Origin of the sequence: Lamprocystis purpurea DSM 4197, assembly GCF_000379525.1 — a bacterium.
Classification (GTDB): domain Bacteria; phylum Pseudomonadota; class Gammaproteobacteria; order Chromatiales; family Chromatiaceae; genus Thiodictyon; species Thiodictyon purpureum.
The window spans coordinates 42,408-64,121 of the sequence record NZ_KB902494.1; the positions used below are offsets into that span (position 1 = coordinate 42,408).

Here is a 21,714-nt window from a genome sequence, read left to right on the forward strand (position 1 = left end):
ACGGGGACCATTTGAATTACGGTGAGATCCGTAGGGTCCGCTGTGCGGACCAGCGGCCTCGCCGTTGGTGAGATGGCTATGATCAAGCATCCACGCCTGGCCACTGAAGGTCGAGGAGAACGTCGCGCCGGGAACGCGCTCCTCATCGCCCCCTTTGGGAAGGGCCGGGGAAGAGAACTGCCATGGCCGTTAGCAGGTCGAGTCCAACGCAAAGCCGAAATCCCTCGTCGGGCTCGGCCTCGGCATGACTGAGCGGACTACACTCACCAGAACCCTCCAGCGGCGACTGCGCCTCCCATGAAGATCCGCTCCATCCATACCCAAGACGCCGGTCCGCTCGCCAGCCAAGTCTTCGATTTCAAAGATTCCTGGAGCGATGAGGTCGCACCGCGGGTGTTGTTCAGCGGTCCCAACGGCACCGGTAAGTCGTGGTTGCTGCGTGCCACCGCCACCCTGTGGGGAGCCTTCGGCCATTGGCTTCACACGCGCAGCCCGCTGCCGGCCCGTCCCAGCGACCACGACCGGTTTCGGCAGTGGGGTAGTTTTGCGCTGATGCTGGAGCAAACACCCTTCGGAGCGTCCCCGCTTCTCCTGGTCCACGGCACCATCGATTTTATCGACACCCTGGACCGGCTCTATCCGGATCACGCCTTGGTCGGCGAACGCGTGCCGCGTTCCACCAACGGACGCTCAGCGGGTCGCGAACTGATCTGGCGCCCGCAAGGTCTGCGGCTGGACGACTGGGCCGAGGCACGTCACCGGATGCTCGTCTCCCCCGAGGGCGGCGGATCGTCGAACGTCATTTTCTTGGACGCCGAAGAGCGGCGCTGGGTGAAACCGCGACGCGGGTTGGGCGAGATCAAGCCGGAAGACCTTGGGCAGCGCTGGCTCGCCGGTTACCACGCCTCCGAGCAATGGGAGGGCCGTTGGAAGCGTCGCTGCTGGCATTGAAGGCCGCGGCACCGGAACGCTTTTTCGGCCTGGTACACGAAATGAATGGCTTTCTTTCGGGCAAGGAGATCCTGACCGAAATCAGAGTGGGTGAAAACCGCATTCGGGTCGCACTGCGTGACCACGCGGGCAGCGTCCATGGTCTGGATGAACTGAGCGCGGGCGAACATCAGGTATTGATCCAGATCTACATGGTCGGCCGCTGGCTCGAACCCGGCGGCATCGTCCTGATCGACGAACCTGACCTGCACCTGCACCCGTCGCTCATCCCCGGCTTCCTCTCCCGGCTGGAGCAGATGGTTGCTGCGCGCGACGGGCAGCTATTGATCACCTCCCACGTTCCGGATATCTGGAACCGTTATGAAGCGATTGGGCAACGCATCCTGCTGGGAGCCACCCGATGAGCTGCGCGGCGCTGCGGGACAGCATTCGCCAAGAAGTCATTGGCGCACAACAGAAGCGCATATTTCTGGTCGAAGGCACCGATGACGTGAGCGCCTGGCAGATCTTGCTGAATCGCTTCGTGCCGGACTGGGAAACCCGTTGGGGCATTGCGCAGGCAGGCAACAAAGCGAAGCTCCTGTGTCTCTTGGAGATCGAACCCGATTGGCTCGGCCTGGTGGACCGGGACGAATGGGATCAAGCGGCTATTGAAACGAACACGCGCAACCGACCCAACCTGCGGGTGCTGCGGCGCTTCTGCCTTGAGAACTATCTGATCGACCCGGACGAGTTGTGGCCAGCCATTACAGCAGTCCAACAAGCGACGCTCGCAGGCGGCCAAGCAACCCTTGCAACCGCGCTCCAGACTCAACTGGATCGCTATCTCCGCCACGGCGCACTCTGGATCGTGGTCTCACCGCTCTGGACCGGACTGCGCGCCTTGGGATTCAAAGAAGCACTGGCGTCCGAAGATAGCCTGCAAACCGCACAGGATGATGTCGAGATTCGCCGCATTCTGCACGTCAGTCCGACAGCACCTTTCCGACATTTTTCTGATGAGCCCAGAACTATCATTCCAGGCATGTCCTGCATAAACACCTACGTGGAGCCTGACGGTCTGTCCGACGAGAACCTGTTGATCGACAGCCAGACGCTACGTCGGGACCGAGCGTCTTCTGCGGCGGTGGACCTGGTGGTCAATTCCGGACGCACCATGGCCTTCATGTGTCAGGCTCACGAGGAGGGTTGCCCCTTCTGAGCCCGCGCTTCGCCGTCGTGAGTGAGTCTTGCCTTTCGTTAGGCATTTTGATCAACGCCGAAATGCTGCTGTGCGGATTCGACCAGTTCGACGAATATGGGATACACGACATGAATCCGCTCAAGCGCTTCCTTGAGTGGATCCAGGGCATCTTCGATAGCGTCATTGACGTAGGTTTCGGCGAGGAGATCCGCATTGATCTGCCAGGGCAAGAACCATGTGCCTTCTCTTGGTTCAAACTGAAAACCCCCTTGTTCGATCTCCGGGCATTCTTGATTCTTTTCGCTCGCAAAGGTTCTCCATGCTTTAATTTTGACGTTTAGGAGACTGCGGTCAACAGAAAATCGAAAACCGATTCTTTGCCGACGCGCTGCCAATAATGCCGTAAGCCATTCTTCTCCGTCATCATCACCAATTGCGCCTAAATCGAATGACGCAATCCAATGCTCCGCCTCTTCATCGCCTGTCCTCCATTGTTCTGGCCCAAAATAGGTACCCCACCTACTATTCCAAAAATCAAAACTGCCGACCCACTCCAAGCCTTCCAAGTCGTCCATCCATGACTGAATCGTTTGGTCAATAGCGCCAAATACCTTCTCGCTCAGATCACCTTGAAGCAGCCTATTGGCTTCTTCGATCATGGCGATATTTTTAATGATCAGGGCTGCCGCTTCTTCGTTATCCATTTTCTCACCGTGCTCTCAACGAAATGAATGAATGTGCTCGGCCAACTGCCGTAACACATGTCGCGCGAAGCAGTCAGGTAGTGTTCTGACCTGCTGTTCGAGTACCTCTTTTACATCGCTCCAAGAGATCGGGATCAGCGGTAAATTCGCCCCTGCTTCTATGAATCGCAATGGCAATCGCCCGTGACGAGTCAGGTAGATTACGCCCCAAGGCCGGTCGCGGGCCTTGGCCCTGCCGATCGCTAGATAACGGTCGAGTTGGTCGGTCGTTTCCATCGCGCCGATCTTAACCTCGATGAAGAGCAACAGGGCATCACCGTCGACTTCGATATCTACCCGGCTGCCGTTTTCTCCCCACGGGCACAGCTCGATCCGGGTCCAATAAGGAAGTACAGTGTTCGCCGATACAGGAAACTCGCTGGATTTCCTTGCGATGCAGTCGAGCAGGCCAGCGAGAATCCCGGCCCCCTGGCCGTGTGTGCCCCGACAGTCGAGCAGCCAGGCGAGTACCTTACTGTTGCGTAGTTCGTCCCAGCCAAGACCGCTGGCTTCCCACACATTAATGCCGGAACCCAGCCGACGGTGTTCGGCGCGAGCCTGCAAAGCAGGCCCAAAATTCCGGAAGAAGCGCGTCATATCGGCTACCCGCACCGCCCCCTCAATCACCGGAGCTGGTCGCTGGGGCTCAACGCCAGTCTGCAACGGTTTCCATGCGGTAAAAAATCGCTGGAGTAGGGGCGCCAATGGGCCTGGCACGGGTTGATCGCTCGGCAACGCGTTACGTAGCTCCGTCCAGGCGGTAAAGAACGCAGCAAGTCGATCCGCAAGCTCAGGAGCAACTTCGGCAACCGGGTGCACCGGGACTATTAGGTGCAGGCCCTGCCATGCCGTAAAGAAATCGGACAGTCCCGCCAAGGGGGACGCAAAGGGTATCGAAATCGTCATCGAGCAAAGCCCTCCGAAAAGCGTTGGGGATTGGTATGGACCAAGTTTTCTCGATGCGCCCAAAGTCTCTGCATCGTCGTCCAGCGCATACTTCTCCAACCGGCCGTTATTGACCAACAGGGTCCACACCGTCCGCTCGGAGACACTGAAATGCTCAGCGGCGTCTTCGCGCGCTTGCTCCGAATAGTCGCCGTCCAGAAAGGCTTCCAGTGCCTCGAACGGGCAGAGAAGCTCGGCGGCAAATGCACGCTGGAGTTTTTGTCGGTAGGTGTGCGATCTGGTGGCCGGAATCATAGGCTCATCCAGGCCGCTCGCAATCCGGTCGCCAAGCAGGCGCGCCAGCTCGAATCGGCGACCCGTGGGATAGTGGGACCGGAGCGCGACACGCGCCGATCCGTGTGATTCGTCATCAAGCGCAAAGGCGAGTGGACTGGATTGTGTCGCTTGTTGCAGTATCAGCGGTGAAACCGCACAAAGCTCGGCAAGACGCTGGTCCGGCAGCGGTTCGTACGCCAGTCCGTGCTGTTCACGCAGTGCGCGGGCAGCATGATAGCCCTGTCGCCAAGCTGGCTGGGTCGCGCGCCCACTGAGGTCCAAGCCCGTGATGCGGGGGATGTCGGCGGGGCGCGTGGAACTGCCGAAATCAGTTGCCCAGGATTTGATCTCGGCAGCAGTAGGAAGGCTACGACCTGGCCGATGGTCAGCCGAGAGTTCGATGATGGCGTCGTGCCCGAGAGCGCCGGCATCCGCAAGCAATTGCTGAACCTGGCCCGCATCACCCTCATCCGGATCGTACCCAAGGACAGCCTCCAATTCCCGTTGCGAAGCACTGTCCGGATCGGCCCGTTCAGCAAGGACCTCCGTCCATCTCTGGTCGAAGTTCGTCGGCGCGACCCGATCGGCGCGCAGCTTGCCTTGAATCTGCGCCATGAACCGATCAAGTGCCGACTCGAAGTGGGTCGTGGGCAACACCACCGTCCAGTCGGCCGTGAAGCGAAAGGCGCTGAACCCTTGCGGTCGGGTTGGCTTCGCGATCAGCAGGGTCCGCTGCCGGTCGGAAGCGATCGTGATATTCGGCCACAGATATCCGGCACCGACCGTGCCCAGGCAATGCGCGAAGTGCCATTCCGATGTGGGGACATCCGGCCGCGGCTCGCGTGTAAGACGCCACCAGTTCCAGGCCATCCACTCGGCTAGATGGTAGCCGGACACCAGCGGGCCGCGCCGGGTGCAGTCGATAAAACCGTCCTGGCCCTCCGTCAGCAGGAGTTGCCCGAAGCAGACTTGCAGCATACCGAAGCAGGACCTCTCCTCGGGAAGCCCCTCTTCAAGACGCTCCCAATTGAAGCCGATCGTGAGTTCGGTGCTCATCGTTCGCTCCATGCCTTCAATACGCAGTCACGCTGGTATTTTTCGCCCTCTTTGTCGAGTCTGTAGCCATGATAGCCATCGCGATCCCACTTCGCTTCATAGGCTTCGCCGTGATCATCGACGCCCCAAACATATTTTGGCAACCCATCGACGCAGAAAGTGCTGACCATTCCCTTACGCACACCGGCAGCAAACAGCTTGCGTGCTTCCGCCACAGGAATAGACCGCAGATCGTCGCACAAGGACTTGTGAGGGCGAGGATTGGTCGGAGGCTGGAAGCCATAGTCGGCTGGGCGTCGTTTGTGTGTTGCACTGCCAATATACCTGGCCTTCACGAGCAAACGCTCCTGCTGTTCCTCGCCGAAGGCGCCGGATTCGGCGATGCGGCGCTTGGGATTGGTTGATTGACGTACTGGCATGATTGAAGTAGCACCTTTGCCACGGATGGGGTACGCTCGCATGGCGAGTAGGCGCTTGGCCCACTCGACCCCGCTATCGCCGAGCCGCGATTGGATGACCAGCAAGAGTTCGGTGCGGTTGGGTGCACACAGGCCTATCCTGGCTGCGGCAGCCAGTACGGCCAAGAGATCGGCAGCCTCCGGCTCGCCGAGCAGGATAGCGGTTAGGGCACTGGTGTCGACTGCCAGATCAATCGCAATAGCCACCGGCGTTGTAGCCCAGAATCTGGTCGTCGGTGCGCTGATCGAGTACCGGCAAGGTCCAGACCTCGGCCTTGAGCCAATCGAGACTTTCCTCTACCGAGAGGCTGCGCGGCTGGTCGGCCGCCCCCTCCAGCCCGGACTGGAGGGCGACAATGGCCTCCTGTGCCAGGAAGCGGTGATGGTCGGCGGCCTGCCTGAGCCTGCCGTACCAATCATCCGGGACGTTTTGCAAGACCAGGGTGCGCATATCATGATCTTCCCAAGTCGATACTGGCGCGAGGCTAGCCCACCACAGCAGAAAGAGAAACGGACCTGTTCGGACCCGGATTTCTTGGTCAGGAAACCGGGTACTCCCCGTCCGCTCCGGCATCGTCGATGAGCGCGGCCTGGACGTCAAGTTCTCGTGCATTGGCGACATCAAGGAAATCATCACCAACGCCCGCATGAGATTTAACAGACTGTCCCTTTGGAATTCGCCGGAGCCGCGCCATGCCCGCTGACACTTTCGCCTGGCTGCACCTGACCGACCTGCACTTCGGACTCAAGGGCCAGGGTTGGCTGTGGCCGACCCTGCGCCAGCCCTTCCTGGATGACCTGGCCCTGCTGCACGCCCACTGCGGCCCCTGGGATGCGGTGCTCTTCACCGGCGACCTGGTCCAGTCCGGCCAGTCGGCCCAGTTCCAGGGGTTGCAAGACCAGGTGCTGGGGCCGCTCTGGGAGCAACTGACCCGTCTCGGCTCAGGTGACGCGGTGCTGGTCGCAGTGCCGGGCAACCACGATCTGTTCCGGCCCAATGCCGCCGAAGACAATCCGGCCATCGACGCCCTGCTGGACCCGGACCAGTTCACGCGCATCGCCGCCAAGTTCTGGGACCAGCCGAACGGCAGCTATCGGCGAGTCATCAACCACGCCTTCGCCGCCTGGCGTGACTGGTGGGCCGGTGCCCCACACCGCCCCGCGGATCTCGCCACCGGCGAGATCCCCGGCGACCTGGCCGTCACGATCACCAAGGGCGAGCGGCGCATCGGGCTCATGGGTCTGAACACCGCCTTCCTGCAACTCGGTGCCGGCGACTATCTGGGCAAGCTGGTCTGGGACCCGCGCCAGGTCCACGCACTCTGTCCGGACGGCATCGACCGCTGGCACGCGGACCACGACCTCTGCCTGCTGCTCACCCACCAGGGTCCGGACTGGCTGACCCCGCAGGCCCAAGCCCTAGGCGACAGCGAGATCGCCCCCGCCGGGCGCTTTGCGCTGCACCTGTTCGGGCACATGCACCCGGCGCGGTTGGAGACGATCCGCCGCGGCGCCAACCCGGAGGCGGTGCGGCTGTGTCAGGGCTGCTCGGTCTTCGGCATGGAGCACTTCGGCGAACCGCCCCAGTTGCAACGCGCCCACGGCTACTGCGCCGGCCAGGTCCTTTTCACCGAGGGTGGGCCGGAACTGCGGCTGTGGCCGCGTGTCGCGACCAACAGGACCGGCCCGTGGCGCCTGATCCCAGACCACGACCACTTCCATTTGAAACCGGATCAGGGCACCCACCCTGAACCGCTGACCCAGCGCCGCCGGCCCGATCCGGCAGCGATTACCCCCGCCGCCCCCGCCGACACGCCAACGCCCCCTCCGCCCCGGCCCGCCCCGCACTCGACCCTGCCGCGGCGTCAGCCCTTCTTCGGCCGCGTGGATGAACTCGCCCGCATCGCCGCCGCGCTGGAGCCCACGGATCGCTCCTGGGGCTTGGGTCTCGCCGGCCCCGGCGGCATCGGCAAGACCGCGCTGGCACTGGAGGCCGCCCACCGCGCCCCGGCCGAGCGCTTCCCGCTCAAGCTCTGGGTCACCGCCAAGGGCCGTGAACTGGACCCGGACGGCGTGCGCAGGCTTCCGGACCAGCCGGTGCATGACTTCGACAGCCTGCTCGCCGAATTGGGCCGCGCCCTGGCGCGCGAGGACATCCCCCGCAGCGATCCCGCCGAGCGCGCGACCCTGGTGCGCCACGCCCTGGCCGGACAGCGGGTGCTGCTGGTCATCGACAACCTGGAGACCCTGAACACCGCCGAGCGGCAGCGCGTCTTCGACCTATTGCGCAACCTCCCCGACGACTGCCGCGCCTTGGTCACCAGCCGCCGTGCGAGCGGCGCAAGCCCCGGCAACTGGCTCGCACTCGACCGATTGGACCGCGCCGCTGCCGACGCACTGCTGGCCGAACTGGCCCGGCGCTGGCCGCCGGTCGGGCGGCTCAATGCTGCGGACCGCGCCCGGCTCTATGCCGAGACCGAGGGCAACCCGCTGCTGCTCACCTGGACCGCCGGCCAACTCGGGCTGGACCGGGGCCGCTGCCATAGCGTCGATGACGCCATCGACCGGCTGCAACAGGCCCAGCGGCACAACGACCCGCTGGCGTTCATCTTCGGCGACCTGGTGGACGGCTTCACCGCGGACGAGACCGCGGTGCTCGCCGCGCTGGTCCACTTCAGCGAGCCCGCGCCGCTGCGCTGGCTGCTGCCCCTGACGACGCTGAGCGCGACCGCCGCCCGCACCGCGCTGGATGATCTCCGCGACCGCTCACTGCTGCTCACCGACGACGACCACGGCACCTGGCTGCTGCCGGCCCTGGCCGCCCGCTATCTGCGTCGGGTGCGCCCGGAGGTGGTCGCCACGACCGGCGAGCGACTGGCCGGGCGCGCCTATGCGCTGGCCCATGAGAACGGCTTTCAGCAACACGACCGCTTCCAGATCCTGGAGGCCGCCTGGCCCGAGCTGGCCGCCGCGCTGCCGGTGCTGATCGGCGGGGCCAACCCTCGGTTGCAAAGGCTCTGCAGAGCGCTGAGCGGGTTTTTCAACTTCTCCGGCCGCTGGGACGACTGGCTGAAGCTGAGCCTTGCCGCGGAGTCCCGGGCCTTGGCGGCCGACGACCACGGCAATGCCGGGTGGCGGGCCTATAACGCCGGCACCTGCCATCTATTGCGCGGCAACGCCGAGGGCGTGGTCGACTGCGCCGGACACGCCGCAGCCCACTGGCAACAGGCCAACGCCGGTGCCCGCGAACGGGCGGCCGCGATCCGGCTGCGCGGTGAGGGCCATCGGCTTGCAAAGGACAATCCAGCCGCCATTGCTGCCCTACGCGAGGCGCTGGAACTGGATCGTGGCCGGTCGCCACACAGTCTCGCCGTCACCGCTGGACTGAACTCACTCGCCTTCGCGCTACGGGCCGCCGGGCGATACGACGAAGCCGAGAGGCATTACTGCGAGGCCCTAGCCATCGCCCGCGACCCGCCCCATCCCGCGAGTGTTGCGGTCTGCACCAGCAGCCTCGCCTTACTGGCCCTGGACCGCGAGGACTGGCCCGCAGCCGAGCGACTGGCCCGTGAGGCCCTGACCCTGGCCGAGCCGCTCGGACGTAAGGAATTGATCGCGCGGGACTGCCAGCGACTGGCACAGGCCCGCCAGGGCCGCGGTGCCGAGGGCCGTTGCCACGCCGAGCGCGCCGTCGCACTCTACACCGGACTGCGCTCCCCGGACCTGGCCGAGGCCCAGGCCACCCTGGCCGCGTGCCGGTCCTAGCCCCGGCGGGCGCGGACTGCTGACCTGGACCAGCGGGCTGTTGCCCTGGTCCTATGACCAGCAGCAGTAGAGCAACGGACCTGCTCGGGCCAGGTCTTCGTAGTCGGGACAGCGGATGTCGATGAGCGTTGCGGCCGCGGCTCAGCCGCAAGGAGACTGGAGGTCGAGGCTTCAGCCGGTCGACACCCGACTCAGGTGGCTTGCCGACGACACCAAGTTGCCGCGATGCCTTCGTGTAGGGGCGGGTTTGAAACCCGCCCCTAGCAGCCTGTCGGACTTTAGGCGATTTCCGAATAAGACGCTATCAAGAATCAAGCTCCGTAGGAGCCCGCTTGCGGGCGACGTGACCTGCCGGAATCGCGTCATTGTGCCCCACCCGTCGCCCGCAAGCGGGCTCCTACGGGNTGGATTTTTCGCGGAAATCACCTTACGTTAGATTGTGGAGCAATAAAAAGCCTTTATGTTGACTCATACCCTAATCCTAGGGGCTAAGTCCGACAGGCTGCTAGGTCCGGTTATCACGAAGCTTTTTTGGCAAAGATGCCGACCACCCTACTCGCCCAGCAGCGCCCCGAGAGGGTGCCGGCTTCACCCTCTCCACGCACGATCTGGAAATCCGCGGCGCGCGGTGTACTTGAAAACCGGCGGCAAGAGCGAATGCGGGCCGCAAAGCGGCGCAGACCTGGGTGACACCGCGGGAGCGGTGTCACCAGAAAAAAATCAGGAGGTTAAAGCGTTTCAACGCCTTGCGATCCTGCTGTTGCCGGTAGAGGGGTCTCGTCGATGGCATCAAGGAGCCCCAGCCGAACAGTGCGGCCGGTCGGCGCAGGCCGGCCGGGCCAAGTCGACCTCGCGGTCTTCATCAGGGCCCATGATCGCCACCGGCATCCTGGCCGGATGGACTACATGACTGCATTCTTTCCTTTGGCAAGTCGCCCTTCAGGCGGTATCGTGCGTCGGTTATGGAAACCCTGGTTCGCGTCACTGACCTCACCCGCCGCTTCGGCCGCCACACGGCCTTGGCGGGCGTCGACCTGACGCTGGCGCGCGGTGAGGTGCTGGGGTTGCTCGGCCCCAACGGGGCGGGCAAGACGACCTGTCTGCGCATCCTGAGCGGCAATCTGGCGCCGAGCAGCGGGCGGGTGGAGATCGCGGGCCGCGATCTGACGCGCGACCCGGTGGGTGCCAAACGGCTGCTGGGCTATCTGCCGGAGCGCCCGCCGCTCTATCAGGACCTGCGGGTTGAAGAGTATCTGCGTTTCTGCGCCCGGCTGCATCGGGTCCCGCGCACCGAGGTGCGTACCGCGGTGGCCGAGGCGTTGCGCCGCTGCGGTCTGGAGGATTTGGGGCGGCAGCCGATCGCCCGACTGTCCAAGGGGTTCCGGCAACGGCTCGGGATCGCCCAGGCGATCCTGCACCGGCCGCGGGTGTTGATCCTGGACGAACCCACCGACGGACTGGACCCGGTGCAGATTCGCGAAGTCCGCGGCCTGGTGCGTGAACTGGCGCGCGACTGCGGGGTGATCTTCTCCAGCCATATCCTGCCCGAGGTGCAGGCGGTCTGCGACCGGGTGGCGATCCTGCATCAGGGACGGCTGGTGGTCGGCGATCAGTTGGGGGCGGACACGCCGACCTTGATCTGGCGCCTGCGCCTGGCACCCCCGGCGGACGCCGCGGCGCTCGCGGCCCTGGACTGCGTGGCCGAGGCGAACCCGCTACGCGAGGATCGCTTTCGGGTGATGCTCGCACCCGATCAAGGCCCGGAGGAACTGACGCGGCAACTGGTGGCCGCGGGTCTGGGCTTACGGGAATTGCGGGCTGAGCGCAGTGACCTGGAGCGGGTCTTTTTCGACCTGATCGGGGTGGAGGAACAACTATGATCGGCACCATCGCCGCCCGTGAGTTGCGCGGCGGTCTGCTCACGCCGCTGCTGTGGGTGCTGCTCGGTGCCGGCCAGGTGATCCTGGCCTGGGTCTTTCTGAAGGTGATCGAGGACTTCACCGGTCTGGGCGCCGATGAGCGGGTGGCCAGCCTGTCGCAGGAGCTGTCGCTCAATCTCTTCGGCATTGCCGCCGTGGTGGCGATGCTGGCCGCGCCGCTGATCGCCGTGCGGATGCTCAGCGCCGAGTTCCGGGACGGCAGCTTCGACCTGCTGGGAGCGGCGCCGGTCCACCTCTCCAGCGTGGTGCTGGGCAAGTTTCTGGGGATCGCGGTGCTGCTGACGCCGTTGTGTCTGCTGCCGGCGCTGAACCTGGCTCTGCTGGCCGGCACCGCCGACCTGGACTGGGGGCTGGTCGCGGCGGCCACCCTGGGGCTCTGGCTCGCGGCGCTGTTGTTCGGTGCGGTCGGGCTCTACGCCGCCAGCCTGAGCGCCCAGCCGGGGACGGCCGTGCTCGCCGCCTTCGGCATCCTGCTGTTGTTCTCGATCATCGGCCGGGCCCAGGATCTCGCCGCCCAGGGGCTGTCGCTCTTCGGTTGGCTGGCCTGGAACGAGCATCTCTTCTGGTTCCTGCTGGGCGCGGTGCGGCTTAGCGACCTGGCCTATTTTTTGATGTTCACCGGGATTTTTCTCGCCCTGACCCATCGCCGGCTGGCGAATCGGCGGCTCTCATGAAACGCCTGACCCCCATAGTGCGGGCGGCACTCCAGAGCCTCGAGCGGCCCCTTGTAGACGGGCTCTTCGCGGCGCTGCTGTTCGCCACGGTGATCGCCGCCGGCTGGCTGATCGCCCAGAACGACCGGTATTGGGATTGGACCAGCGCGCACGGCAATACCCTGACTCCGGAGTCCGCGGCCATCCTGGCGCGGCTCGAGGCCCCGCTGCGGATGACCGTGTTCAGCGACGCCCAGAACCCCTTGGGCAAGACCATCGACCGTCTGCTGGCCCGCTATCGCCACGCCCGGCCCGACCTCGAAGTGCGTTTCGTGGACCCTCAGCGCTTTCCCGAACAGGCCCGCGACGCCAAGGTCTCCATGGCCGGTCAGATCATGCTGGAATACCGGGGACGCCGCGAAACCCTGAGTCAGCTCGGCGAGCGTGAGATCAGCGCCGCCATCGCCCGGCTGGGGACCACGCGAGCACCCTGGGTCGCGGTCCTGGAGGGACACGGCGAACGCAAGATCGACGGCGAGGGAGCGACGGACCTGGGTCGCTTCGGTCAGGAACTGAAAGAGCGGGGCTACCTGCTGCGTAACCTGGATCTGACGACGGTGACTGAGATCCCGGTCAATACCCATCTGGCCCTGGTATCCCATCCGGAGATCGCGCTCTTTCCCGGCGAAACCGAGCGGCTCGCCCGCTATCTCGATCAGGGCGGCAATCTGCTGTGGCTGCTGGACCCCGGTGAACAGAACGGCCTTGAAGCACTGGCCGATCAGTTGGGCATCGGCATCCTGCCGGGCATCCTGGTGGACGCCGACGCGGCGCGGTTCGAGTCCGCGACCCCGGCGGTCGCCGTCATCGCCGAGTTCCCGGCCGATGCGCTGGCGGAGGGTCTCAGCGCCCCTGCCCTGCTGCCCGGCGCGGTTGGCTTCGAGACCCGCACCGCGCCGGGCTGGACCCTCGCCGGATTCCTCAGCAGCAGCGCGCAAAGCTGGAACGAGACCGGACGCCTGACCGGCACGGTGTTCCGCGACGAGGTGATCGGCGAGCAGGCGGGGCCGCTGCCGGTGGTCCTGGCCCTGACCCGCAACCTGCCGGAAGACGGCCGGGTGCAGCGGGTGTTGGTGGTGGGCGACGGGGATTTCCTGAGCAATGCGCAACTCGGCGCTTACGGCAACCGCGCACTCGGACTCCAGTTGCTGCGCTGGCTCAGCGGTGAGGACGGACTGCCGGCCCTGCCGCCGCATCCGCAACCCGTGCCGGGCCTCACCCTGAACCACAACCATCGACTGCTGCTGGGAACGACGACGCTGATACTGTTGCCCGGCCTCTTTCTGGTGGCTGGTCTGACGATACGCTGGGCGCGTTCGAGAGGTTAATTCATGGCGGCACGCTGGCTCGCGAATCTGCTCCTGGCCTTGATGCTCGGCCTCCTGGCGCTGGGCATTCACCATGAACTGACCGGCGCGCGTCTCCCCCAGACCCTGGCGGGAATCGATGCGGCAGACCTGCGCCTGATCGAGGTGGAACGCACCGGCGAGCCCCGCATCCGTCTGGAGCGCACCGGCGACGGCTGGCGCATGCTGGAACCCTTGACCCTGGATGCGGATCCGGGTCGGCTCGACCAATTGCTCACCATTATTCAGGCCCCGGTCCTGCGCAGCTTCCCGGCACCCTCGGCGGCGCTCGATGAACTGGGTCTGGACCCAATCAAGCTGCGCCTGCGCCTGGACGGCCTGACGCTGGCCTTCGGCGGGCTGGACCCCCTGGGTCAGCGCCGTTACGTGATGGCGGACGGGCTGGTGCACCTGATCGATGACCGATTTCATCACCTGCTGATCGCGCCGCCGATCGATTACTGCTCACGCGCACTGCTGCCGCACGCGCACCCGCCGCTGTTCGCCACGCTCAATGGGGTGCCGCTGGCCGCCAAGTCGCTGAAGTCACTCATCGGCCTGACGGCCGAGCGGGTCGAGCCCATGACCGGCGACTGGTCCGGAGAGCCGGTGCAATTCAAGTTTGCGGACGGCAACGCCCTGCGGTTCCTGGTCTCGGAGGATCGGCGCCGCTGGAGTCGGCCGGATCTGAAGCTGCGCTATGTCCTGACCGACGGCATGCTCCTGGAACTGGACCCCACCGCGATCGATCCGACCCCGCCGACACCACCGCCGGACCTTCGACCCAAGACCCCGGCAGCGCCGTCCCTGACCTTGCCGTCGGATACCGGAGCCCTGACCGGCGAAGCGCTCGCGCCCGCTCCGGCGGCGCCCGACCCCTTTGCACCCGAGACGGATCCGGACGCCCCGGTGCCGACGGATAGCGCTGGGGCACCGCCATCGGTGAGGCTCAGTCCGGACGACATGGGGGAAGGCCGGGCGGGCTTCGGGGATGAACTCTACAAGGACCCGCCGACCGGATTCGGTGTCGATCCCTTCGCGCCCGACCCCGAAGCCGCCGCGCCGGAAACCGGCGACACCCCCGGCGGGGCCTGGCAGGTGCAGCCGTTGCTCGCGCCGCCCGCCCGGAGGCCCTGAGGTGCCCGAACTGCCCGAGGTCGAGACCACCCTGCGCGGCATCCGCCCGCACCTGCTGGGTCGGCGCATCGCGCGGATGATCGTGCGCGAGCCGCGGCTGCGCCTGCCCATTCCGCCGGACCTGGCCCTGCGCCTGACCGGTCAGGCCATTCTGGGGCTGCAGCGGCGGGCCAAGTACATTCTGATCCAGGTCGAGGACGGCAGCCTGATCCTGCATCTGGGCATGTCGGGCAGCCTGCGCGTGGTGCCCGCCGAGACCCCGCCGCTGAAACATGACCATGTCGATCTGGCACTCTCCGACGGCCGCGCCCTGCGCTTCCATGACCCCCGCCGCTTCGGGCTGCTGATCTGGACGCCGGACCCGCCCGCGCTGGCCGCGACCCGCCACGCCCTGCTGCGCGACCTGGGGCCGGAGCCGCTGGAGGACGGATTCGACGGGGACCACCTGCACCGGCTGAGCCGCAAGCGCCAGGTCGCGGTCAAATCATTCATCATGGACGCCGGCGTCGTGGTCGGCGTGGGGAATATCTACGCCAGCGAATCGCTCTATCTGGCCGGCATCCACCCATCACGCGCCTGTCACCGCGTCGGGCTGGAGCGTTACCGGCGCCTCGCGCAGACCATCCGGACCGTGCTCGATGCCTCCATCGTCCAGGGCGGCACCACCCTGCGGGACTTCGTCCAGGAAGACGGCAACCCCGGCTATTTCGCCCGCTGGCTGCGCGTCTACGGCCGCACCGGCGAACCCTGTCCAGGCTGTGGCGCGCCGTTGCGCCAGGTGCGCATCGCGCAGCGGTCGAGTTTCTATTGCCCGCAATGCCAACATTGAAGCAGTCTCGTTGTCGTTGTCGTCATCGAGGTTATGGCCTTGGTCGCCGTTCTGCCCACCGGAAGACCGGAGGCCGAAGCTTTACCGTAAAAGTCGCGCAGCGACCCCGTGGGAGCGGCGTCCCGCCGCGATGGGGCCGGGCGTGCAGCCGCAGCGTTCGCGGTCACCGCGGCACCGCATCGCGGCGGGACGCCGCTCCCACGGGGACCATTCATCCTAAATTCGGCAGTTCGCACCACAAATTATGTGCGTATTTGACTTGGCGCTGACTCGTTACCTGTTGATATCGCTGCGCCCTTGGCGACGTGCAATCCCGGTCGTCTGCTGGCTCTTTGCGGCACTGCTGCCGATGAGCAGGTGTCTGTCGGCCACTGAACTGGCGACCGTTCAGGTCGGCGGAGCGGATTTTCAGGTCGAAGTCGTCCAACGCGAGGACGAACGGCGACGCGGGCTGATGTTCCGCCAAACCCTGCCGGCTGATCAGGGGATGTTGTTCGTCCAGCCGCCGGGGCGGGCCGAATTCTGGATGAAGAACACCCTGATCCCGCTGGACCTGCTGTATTTCGACATCGACGGAACCTTGCTCGAGATCGTCCCCGCGGTGCCGCCCTGTCGCGTGCGCAACTGTCCGATCTACCCCAGTGCGTCCGCGGCGGTGCGTTATATCCTGGAGATCAAGGCCGGCGAGGCCGCCCGCCGCAGGATCGCGGTCGGCGCCTCACTGCTGCTCGACCGCTGACTGGTGGTTTCGATCATCGATGCACCGATCGCCGCGGCGACACCGGACCGATGAGACCTAGGTCGGGACCACGAATATGAAGGACAGGTTTCTGCCCAAGCGTGCCGCTGGCCCGCGGCCTTCGGTCACCGACTATCGCCTGTCCCCTTCAGAGCTTCAACGGCGAGGTCGATCATGATGCGCCCCGCGGCCCGAAGGTGATGCCGATCGAACGGCTTGCTATCCGCAGGTTTCGGCAGCCATCGACATGCGACATCGGTGTTCACCGCGGTACCGCATCGCGGCCGGAGGCCGCTCCCACGGGGGACTAGGACGCCAGCCCGGACAGCCACCGGCGCGCCGCGGCGAGATCGAACACCTGCCCCGGACGGGGCGCCGCCGGGTCCAAATAGCGCGCCAGGTTCATCCCCTCACCGATGGTCGGCCAAGGCGGCGGCGGATGCTGGAAATGGCCGCGGCGGTCGCGCATATGACGGCGGTCGCTGGCAAAGGACGCACGAAAGGCCTCGGCTGGAATCACGCGCAGACGCGGCGCATAGATCGCCGGCAGCCGCTCGGCCAGGGCAAAGGTCGCATCCAGCCAGGTGACTCCCGGACTCGGCAGCGGCAACCGGCTATCCTGATCCCACACCCGGCCCTGGCCGTCCACCACCACCACATGATAATCCCAGGCGATCAACCGCCCCGGCGGCGCCGCGTGCTGGTGCAGCAGCGGACAGCGCCCGGCCCGACTGACCAGGAAGACGACATGACGCGCGCCGGGTCCCAGCGCCGGATCGGCGCACAGCCACCAGGCGTTCTCTTCACAATAGAACGGCTGGTAGCGCAGCCCCGGTCCTTGATCCACGGCACCCTCCGTATCAACCAGGAAAAACCCATTCGTAAAGCGCTTGCTCGGTCATGGTCAGCTCGGTGTGTTGGATTGCGCCAGTCGCTCAGCGAAGTCGTAGTTTACGCTGGTCTCGCCTACTCTTTCTCGAACCCCTGACTCGTGAATTTCAAGGTCCGGCAGTTCTCGGTGACCGCACGCACCACATGGTCCGAGGCGCCGGCCGGGATCTCGGCCTCGACCTCGATGGTGACCGGTGGCGGCCAAGGCCCGAAAGTAGTTTTCGGTGTCCCAGACGTAATTGACCACCCAAGTCGGCGAGAAATCTAGGGGTTAAGCAACTGCACCATAGCCCGTGCAGAAACGATTCGCGTCCGCCCATGCGAGCCAAGCGCAAGGAGATCGCTCTTGTCGCCGGTGACGAGGTAGTCAGCGTCGGCGGCCTGGGCGATGGCCAACAAGAAATCATCGTTCGGGTCCGGCGAGGCGGACACGTCGGGCAACGGAGAACACATCTTGGCGAGTCGGCGAATGTCATTGACCATGCGGCCAATCTCGCTCGCCGTGAGCCGCTCCTGGAAAAACGGGCGGCGCGAGACCCGCCTCAGTTCGTCAAGTTGCTGTTCGGCGGAGGCAAGCTGATAGCGCCCATGTCGCCATTCTTCATAGAGCCGGTCCGGTGGCGTACCGCGAACCATCAAGGCGGACAGTAAGATGTTGGTATCGAGAACGAGGCGCATGGGACAACGCTACTGACCCTGGCGACGCATCTCCGCCCGGACCTCGCGCGTGGCTTCGTCGATCATCGCCTCCAACAGATCCGGCGCGATGTCCTGATTGCGATCCTTCACGACCTGAACCGTGCGATCAAGCATCCGCCAACGCACCGCGTCCTCGACGAACTTGGAGAGATCGCCCTTCTTCATGCCTTGTGCACCAAGGAAACCGCGCAGCGCTCGATCAGTGTCTTGCGACACCTTGATTGTCCAACGGATTGCTTCGGTCATGTTGCCTCCTAAGCGTATAGACGTCTATGCGTCTTTATACAACGGGATCCGGATCGGACGCCAGGGCCGTTGCTCTGGGTCATCCCGGTGCTGCGGCGCGTGCCGGCAGTTCGGCAAAGTCGTAGTTAACGCTGGTCACGCCGAAATCCGGCTCCCGCTGGAAGGGGCGGCGCAGGTAGTGGACCCGGTGCCCGTCGTCGTCCAGAAACTCGACGATGGCAAGGATGAAATCATCCGGCCTGTTGAGTGAGTAGAGGATCTCGTTGCGCGTCACGGTAATCGTCGGCGCCCCTGAGACGCGACCTTTCACCTCGATAAAGCGCAGCTTCCCGGTGCCGGGGACGCGGCTCTCGATGTCGTAGCCGAGCTTGTCGAACTCCCGGTCGATGGGGTCGAAGCCCAGACGGCGCTCAATGTCCATCACGATGGTGCGGGCACGGGCGGCGCTCGCCTGGGTGTCCACTGGGAGCAGGGGCGTCCCGCCCCTGCGTTCACCGGTCATCGCACGGAGCAGTCCCAACGGCACCACCAGCACCCCGCCGAGCACCACCGGCGGTAGCGGCGAGATCTGGGCCTCAAGCTTCAGATCTTCCAGCCGCTCTTGCAGCCGCCCTTGCAGGATGTCCGCACGCTTGCGCGCCTCGCCGGAGTTGAGTCGGGCGTTGGGCTTGCCCGCGGACTCTTGAAGCTTCAGCTCCTCGGCACCCATCAGGTTGGCGCGCTGGAGGTTGATGCCCTCGCCCGCGGCGTCGGTGGCCAGCAGGACCTGGACTTGCGGGTCGTGCTTGAAGAACTCCTGGACCTTGAGGCGCGCCTCCCGACCGATGCCGCCGTGGATGATGACCACGGCGTCCTTGCGTCCGAGCAAGGTGGTGATGCGGCCCTCCAGGTCGTTCAGCGTGTCGCGGTGCTCGGTAAAGATGACCAGCTTCTGGTGCGGCGACGGCGTGGGCGGCGGGATCGATCCCGCGCCGTAAGGCGCCTTGGGTTCTTCGATGCGGTCGCCCAACGCGGCCGGGGTGAAGACCTCGCCAAGCAGACTCGAAAGCTCCATCCATGATCTGGTGCGGCAGCGGGTCGACCATGGAGGTATGCACCGCCAGCACCGGGTCGAACAGGTGGGCGAGGCGAATGCGGTGCGCCTCCGACACCAGGCGGAACAGGGCGCCATCGCCATCGAAGCTCCAGGGACGGCCTTGTTCAACCAGCTCCAGACGGGGCTCATCGTGGCGGTAGAGCAGCTCGCTAGCGACCTTGCCGGTTGGGGTCTTGTAGGTCAGATCCAGCGCCTCCGAGTCACCGAGGGCAGGTGGATGGTGGATGCGCTGCGCTTATCCACCCTACAGGCGCCCCTAAGCCCCGACGGACTGTGCCACCGTGCGGCTCCGCAGGCCAAAGCACTCAGGGATAAATCCGCAGGCCCAGGGTCTCATCCAGCCAGCGCGCCTCGTCCGCAGCCAGACGCTGTTCCAGGTCGCCCGGCGCGGCGTGCGGGTCATCCACCCACTCACGCAGCAAGGGGCCGCCGGCCAGCAGGTCGATGGCCAGACGTTCGGTTTCGTATTCGTAAGGGAAGACGCGCCACAGCGGATAGTCCGGATATTCCAGACGCAGCGACTTCAGCAGCAGCGCGGTCAGCCGGTAGGGCCGGAACTGATCGTGCCGGTAAGCGGCGGTGTCGGTATGCAACTGGAGCCCGGAACACAGGGTGCCGACATGCTTGTGGAAGGTGGGCTCGAACCAGCAGGGCCGGATCAGCACACCCGCGGTCCAGGCGGGACAGAGTGACTCCATGCGCGCCAGGATGCGCTCGCAATCGATATCCGGGGCGCCGACCAGTTCCAGCGCGACCGTGGTCCCGCGCCCTTCCGAGAGCGTAGTCCCCTCCACCAGCACGGTGCCCGGAAAGCAGCGCGCCATGTTGAGGCTGGAGGCGTTGGGGCTCGGGTTGACCCAAGCCAGTTCCGCCAGCGGCCAGCCATAACCCGGTGCCGCATCCGGCCGATAGCCGTCCATCGACACCACCTGCAGATCCAGATCCCCGCCGCGTCTGGACACGAACCACCGCGCCAGCTCACCCAGGGTGAGTCCGTGCCGCATGATCAGCGGTCCGGCCCCGACGAAGCTCTCCCAGCCCGGCTCCAGGATGCTGCCCTCGACCGGCCGGCCCGCGGGATTGGGCCGATCCAGCACCCACAGGGATTTGCCGGCCGCGGCACAGGCGTCGATCAAGTACGCCAGGGTGGTCACATAAGTGTAGATGCGGGTGCCGATATCCTGCAGATCGACCAGGAGCACATCGAACTGCTCCAGCATCGCCGGGGTCGGGTAGCGCACGGCGCCGTAGAGACTGAAGACCGGAATGCCGTGCCGCGGGTCCAGGAAATCGGCGGTCTCCATCATGTTGTCCTGCTTGTCCCCGCGCATCCCGTGCTGGGGGCCGAAGGCGGCGGTGATCCGCAGGTCACCCAGGGCCATCAGGGCATCCAGACTTTGGCGGCCCTGGGCGGTGACCGAGGCGGGATGACCGAGCAAGGCCAGACGCCGGCCGTGCAGGGGTTGACGCACGGCCGGGTCGGTAAGCAGACGATCGATTCCGAGCTGGATCATGGGCGGACTGAGGTCGACAGGCAGGGGGTAACCGGGACCGGGGATTGTCACCGGTTCCAGGCAGCAACTCAATCCGCGCGGCACCTAGCCGTCGGAACGACGGGTTCAGCCTGTCGCCAGATGCTTCTGCAGCCGATACAACAGGGTGTCGCGCGTCAATCCCAGCAGCCGGGCGGCACGGCTCTTGTTGCCGCTGGCCAGCGCCAGGGCCTGGCGGATCAGTTCCGCCTCCAGCAGATTGAGATCGATCCCCTGGGGCGGCAACTGGAAGTCGGCGACGGCCTGCGCGGGCGGCTCCCCGCTGACCAGTTCGCGCGGCAAATCCTCCGGCACCACCTGCCGGCCGGGAAACAGAATCACCAGTCGTTCGCACAGATTGGCGAGCTCGCGCAGGTTGCCCGGCCACCAATGCCGACGCAACAGCCGCTCGGCGGCGGCGTTGAGTCGGCATGGGTCCAAGCCGTGGCGCGTCGCCGCGGTACTCAGGAAGTGGGCGGTCAGGACCGGAATATCGAGCACCCGCTCGCGCAGCGGCGGCACCTCGATCGGGACCACACACAGACGCAGGTAGAGATCGCGGCGAAAGCGCCCGTCGGCTACCGCGCTGCGCAGATCCAGGGTCGAGGCGGCGATCACCCGCGGGGCATCGGCCGCGGCGGTCCGATCCGCGGCGGCGATGAGATGGAGCAGCCGCGCCTGATCCGCGCCGGTCAGTTCACCGACCTCGTCCAGGTAGAGGGTGACGCCCGCCTCGGCACCACCGGCGGTCGCCGTGCCGACGCAGGTCACCAACGCACCGTCGGGTGCGCCGGCGCAATGAAACGAAACAAAGGGGGCCTGGGCGCGCGGGCTGAGCGCATGGATCTCGCGGGCCAGCGTCTCGCGCCCACTGCCCGGTTCGCCGCGCAGCAACACACCGACATCGGTCGCCGCCACCATCCGCGCGGCATTGCGCATCCGTTGGAAAGCGGGGGAAACACCGATCATCGCGCACCTCGTGAGCCAGCGACCTTGGGAGATTGACAGACATCGCCTAGCAGCCTGTCGGACTTTCGGCGATTTCCGAATAAGACGCTATCAAGAATCAAGCTCCGTAGGAGCCCGCTTGCGGGCGACGTGACCTGCCGGAATCGCGTCATTGTGCCCCCACCCGTCGCCCGCAAGCGGGCTCCTACGGGTTGGATTTC

At 65.5% G+C, this 21,714-nt stretch carries 20 protein-coding genes; 10 read left to right on the top strand and 10 right to left on the bottom strand.

Annotated elements, in window-relative coordinates; all coding sequences use genetic code 11:
* The first annotated feature begins 297 nt into the window (after nucleotides 1-297).
* The 3 genes from A39O_RS36560 to A39O_RS33340 are packed head-to-tail and all read left to right on the top strand — an operon-like array spanning nucleotide 298 to nucleotide 2,152.
* On the top strand, nucleotides 298-951 hold the full coding sequence (locus tag A39O_RS36560) for a hypothetical protein (protein WP_051088810.1): 654 nt from the start codon (nucleotides 298-300) through the stop codon (nucleotides 949-951).
* Complete coding sequence (locus A39O_RS36565) at nucleotides 927-1,355, top strand: AAA family ATPase (protein WP_051088811.1); 429 nt, start codon at nucleotides 927-929, stop codon at nucleotides 1,353-1,355. The genes A39O_RS36560 and A39O_RS36565 overlap by 25 nt, the downstream gene beginning before the upstream one ends.
* Nucleotides 1,352-2,152 (top strand): DUF4435 domain-containing protein, encoded by an 801-nt coding sequence (locus tag A39O_RS33340; protein ID WP_020505114.1) that lies wholly within the window; start codon nucleotides 1,352-1,354, stop codon nucleotides 2,150-2,152. The genes A39O_RS36565 and A39O_RS33340 overlap by 4 nt, the downstream gene beginning before the upstream one ends.
* Before the next feature lie 38 nt (nucleotides 2,153-2,190).
* Here A39O_RS33340 and A39O_RS33345 read toward each other — a convergent pair whose 3' ends face one another.
* The 4 genes from A39O_RS33345 to A39O_RS0113115 are packed head-to-tail and all read right to left on the bottom strand — an operon-like array spanning nucleotide 2,191 to nucleotide 6,063.
* Nucleotides 2,191-2,838, bottom strand: a complete 648-nt coding sequence (locus A39O_RS33345; protein WP_020505115.1) for a hypothetical protein — start codon at nucleotides 2,836-2,838, stop codon at nucleotides 2,191-2,193.
* A 15-nt stretch (nucleotides 2,839-2,853) separates the two neighbouring features.
* Nucleotides 2,854-5,154 carry a PDDEXK-like family protein gene (locus tag A39O_RS36570; protein WP_157640056.1) on the bottom strand — a complete coding sequence of 767 codons (2,301 nt, stop codon included), beginning with the start codon at nucleotides 5,152-5,154 and terminating at the stop codon, nucleotides 2,854-2,856.
* Entirely contained in the window at nucleotides 5,151-5,819 is a 669-nt protein-coding gene (locus tag A39O_RS42175) for a type II toxin-antitoxin system VapC family toxin (protein WP_020505117.1), read from the bottom strand. The genes A39O_RS36570 and A39O_RS42175 overlap by 4 nt, the downstream gene beginning before the upstream one ends.
* A complete protein-coding gene (locus A39O_RS0113115) occupies nucleotides 5,803-6,063 on the bottom strand; it encodes a hypothetical protein (protein WP_020505118.1) in 261 nt (86 codons plus the stop codon). The genes A39O_RS42175 and A39O_RS0113115 overlap by 17 nt, the downstream gene beginning before the upstream one ends.
* A 242-nt stretch (nucleotides 6,064-6,305) precedes the next feature.
* Between A39O_RS0113115 and A39O_RS0113120 the strand changes: the two genes are divergently transcribed.
* The 7 genes from A39O_RS0113120 to A39O_RS0113150 all read left to right on the top strand — a co-directional run bounded on the left by A39O_RS0113120 (nucleotide 6,306) and on the right by A39O_RS0113150 (nucleotide 16,081).
* Entirely contained in the window at nucleotides 6,306-9,377 is a 3,072-nt protein-coding gene (locus A39O_RS0113120) for a tetratricopeptide repeat protein (protein ID WP_026199381.1), read from the top strand.
* 962 nt (nucleotides 9,378-10,339) lie between these two features.
* Nucleotides 10,340-11,257: an ABC transporter ATP-binding protein gene (locus tag A39O_RS0113125; RefSeq protein WP_020505119.1), complete on the top strand. Its 918-nt coding sequence runs from the start codon at nucleotides 10,340-10,342 to the stop codon at nucleotides 11,255-11,257.
* On the top strand, nucleotides 11,254-11,991 hold the full coding sequence (locus A39O_RS0113130; RefSeq protein ID WP_020505120.1) for an ABC transporter permease: 738 nt from the start codon (nucleotides 11,254-11,256) through the stop codon (nucleotides 11,989-11,991). Before A39O_RS0113125 ends, A39O_RS0113130 begins: the two co-directional genes overlap by 4 nt.
* Nucleotides 11,988-13,358 carry a GldG family protein gene (locus tag A39O_RS0113135; RefSeq protein ID WP_020505121.1) on the top strand — a complete coding sequence of 457 codons (1,371 nt, stop codon included), beginning with the start codon at nucleotides 11,988-11,990 and terminating at the stop codon, nucleotides 13,356-13,358. The genes A39O_RS0113130 and A39O_RS0113135 overlap by 4 nt, the downstream gene beginning before the upstream one ends.
* A gap of 3 nt (nucleotides 13,359-13,361) precedes the next feature.
* Nucleotides 13,362-14,513, top strand: coding sequence for a hypothetical protein (locus tag A39O_RS36575; protein WP_020505122.1), 1,152 nt, complete (start codon nucleotides 13,362-13,364; stop codon nucleotides 14,511-14,513).
* Nucleotide 14,514: 1 nt separating this feature from the next.
* Nucleotides 14,515-15,342 carry a bifunctional DNA-formamidopyrimidine glycosylase/DNA-(apurinic or apyrimidinic site) lyase gene (gene mutM / locus A39O_RS0113145; RefSeq protein WP_020505123.1) on the top strand — a complete coding sequence of 276 codons (828 nt, stop codon included), beginning with the start codon at nucleotides 14,515-14,517 and terminating at the stop codon, nucleotides 15,340-15,342.
* A 244-nt stretch (nucleotides 15,343-15,586) separates the two neighbouring features.
* Nucleotides 15,587-16,081, top strand: coding sequence for a DUF192 domain-containing protein (locus A39O_RS0113150; RefSeq protein ID WP_020505124.1), 495 nt, complete (start codon nucleotides 15,587-15,589; stop codon nucleotides 16,079-16,081).
* Nucleotides 16,082-16,388: 307 nt separating this feature from the next.
* On the opposite strand, the gene A39O_RS0113155 is transcribed toward A39O_RS0113150, so the two are convergent.
* The 6 genes from A39O_RS0113155 to A39O_RS0113180 form a co-directional block, all read right to left on the bottom strand.
* Nucleotides 16,389-16,928 carry a protein N-terminal glutamine amidohydrolase gene (locus A39O_RS0113155; protein WP_020505125.1) on the bottom strand — a complete coding sequence of 180 codons (540 nt, stop codon included), beginning with the start codon at nucleotides 16,926-16,928 and terminating at the stop codon, nucleotides 16,389-16,391.
* A gap of 308 nt (nucleotides 16,929-17,236) precedes the next feature.
* The gene (locus A39O_RS0113160) at nucleotides 17,237-17,650 is read right to left on the bottom strand and encodes a putative toxin-antitoxin system toxin component, PIN family (protein WP_020505126.1); all 414 of its coding nucleotides are present in this window, start codon (nucleotides 17,648-17,650) and stop codon (nucleotides 17,237-17,239) included.
* 9 nt (nucleotides 17,651-17,659) lie between these two features.
* Nucleotides 17,660-17,917, bottom strand: a complete 258-nt coding sequence (locus tag A39O_RS0113165; protein WP_026199383.1) for a ribbon-helix-helix domain-containing protein — start codon at nucleotides 17,915-17,917, stop codon at nucleotides 17,660-17,662.
* Between the two features lie 79 nt (nucleotides 17,918-17,996).
* Nucleotides 17,997-18,971 carry a protein NO VEIN domain-containing protein gene (locus A39O_RS0113170; RefSeq protein WP_020505128.1) on the bottom strand — a complete coding sequence of 325 codons (975 nt, stop codon included), beginning with the start codon at nucleotides 18,969-18,971 and terminating at the stop codon, nucleotides 17,997-17,999.
* 347 nt (nucleotides 18,972-19,318) lie between these two features.
* The gene (locus A39O_RS0113175; protein WP_211211579.1) at nucleotides 19,319-20,527 is read right to left on the bottom strand and encodes an exo-beta-N-acetylmuramidase NamZ family protein; all 1,209 of its coding nucleotides are present in this window, start codon (nucleotides 20,525-20,527) and stop codon (nucleotides 19,319-19,321) included.
* 105 nt (nucleotides 20,528-20,632) lie between these two features.
* The gene (locus A39O_RS0113180; protein WP_040527796.1) at nucleotides 20,633-21,514 is read right to left on the bottom strand and encodes a sigma 54-interacting transcriptional regulator; all 882 of its coding nucleotides are present in this window, start codon (nucleotides 21,512-21,514) and stop codon (nucleotides 20,633-20,635) included.
* Between the last annotated feature and the right edge of the window lie 200 nt (nucleotides 21,515-21,714).

Coding starts and splice junctions, on each gene's coding strand:
- A39O_RS36560 (WP_051088810.1), top strand. CDS start 298: ATGAAGATCCGCTCCATCCATACCCAAGACGCCGGTCCGCTCGCCAGC.
- A39O_RS33340 (WP_020505114.1), top strand. CDS start 1,352: ATGAGCTGCGCGGCGCTGCGGGACAGCATTCGCCAAGAAGTCATTGGC.
- A39O_RS33345 (WP_020505115.1), bottom strand. CDS start 2,838: ATGGATAACGAAGAAGCGGCAGCCCTGATCATTAAAAATATCGCCATG.
- A39O_RS36570 (WP_157640056.1), bottom strand. CDS start 5,154: ATGAGCACCGAACTCACGATCGGCTTCAATTGGGAGCGTCTTGAAGAG.
- A39O_RS0113115 (WP_020505118.1), bottom strand. CDS start 6,063: ATGCGCACCCTGGTCTTGCAAAACGTCCCGGATGATTGGTACGGCAGG.
- A39O_RS0113120 (WP_026199381.1), top strand. CDS start 6,306: ATGCCCGCTGACACTTTCGCCTGGCTGCACCTGACCGACCTGCACTTC.
- A39O_RS0113125 (WP_020505119.1), top strand. CDS start 10,340: ATGGAAACCCTGGTTCGCGTCACTGACCTCACCCGCCGCTTCGGCCGC.
- A39O_RS0113130 (WP_020505120.1), top strand. CDS start 11,254: ATGATCGGCACCATCGCCGCCCGTGAGTTGCGCGGCGGTCTGCTCACG.
- A39O_RS0113135 (WP_020505121.1), top strand. CDS start 11,988: ATGAAACGCCTGACCCCCATAGTGCGGGCGGCACTCCAGAGCCTCGAG.
- A39O_RS36575 (WP_020505122.1), top strand. CDS start 13,362: ATGGCGGCACGCTGGCTCGCGAATCTGCTCCTGGCCTTGATGCTCGGC.
- A39O_RS0113150 (WP_020505124.1), top strand. CDS start 15,587: ATGTGCGTATTTGACTTGGCGCTGACTCGTTACCTGTTGATATCGCTG.
- A39O_RS0113160 (WP_020505126.1), bottom strand. CDS start 17,650: ATGCGCCTCGTTCTCGATACCAACATCTTACTGTCCGCCTTGATGGTT.
- A39O_RS0113165 (WP_026199383.1), bottom strand. CDS start 17,917: ATGACCGAAGCAATCCGTTGGACAATCAAGGTGTCGCAAGACACTGAT.
- A39O_RS0113170 (WP_020505128.1), bottom strand. CDS start 18,971: ATGGAGCTTTCGAGTCTGCTTGGCGAGGTCTTCACCCCGGCCGCGTTG.
- A39O_RS0113175 (WP_211211579.1), bottom strand. CDS start 20,527: ATGATCCAGCTCGGAATCGATCGTCTGCTTACCGACCCGGCCGTGCGT.
- A39O_RS0113180 (WP_040527796.1), bottom strand. CDS start 21,514: ATGATCGGTGTTTCCCCCGCTTTCCAACGGATGCGCAATGCCGCGCGG.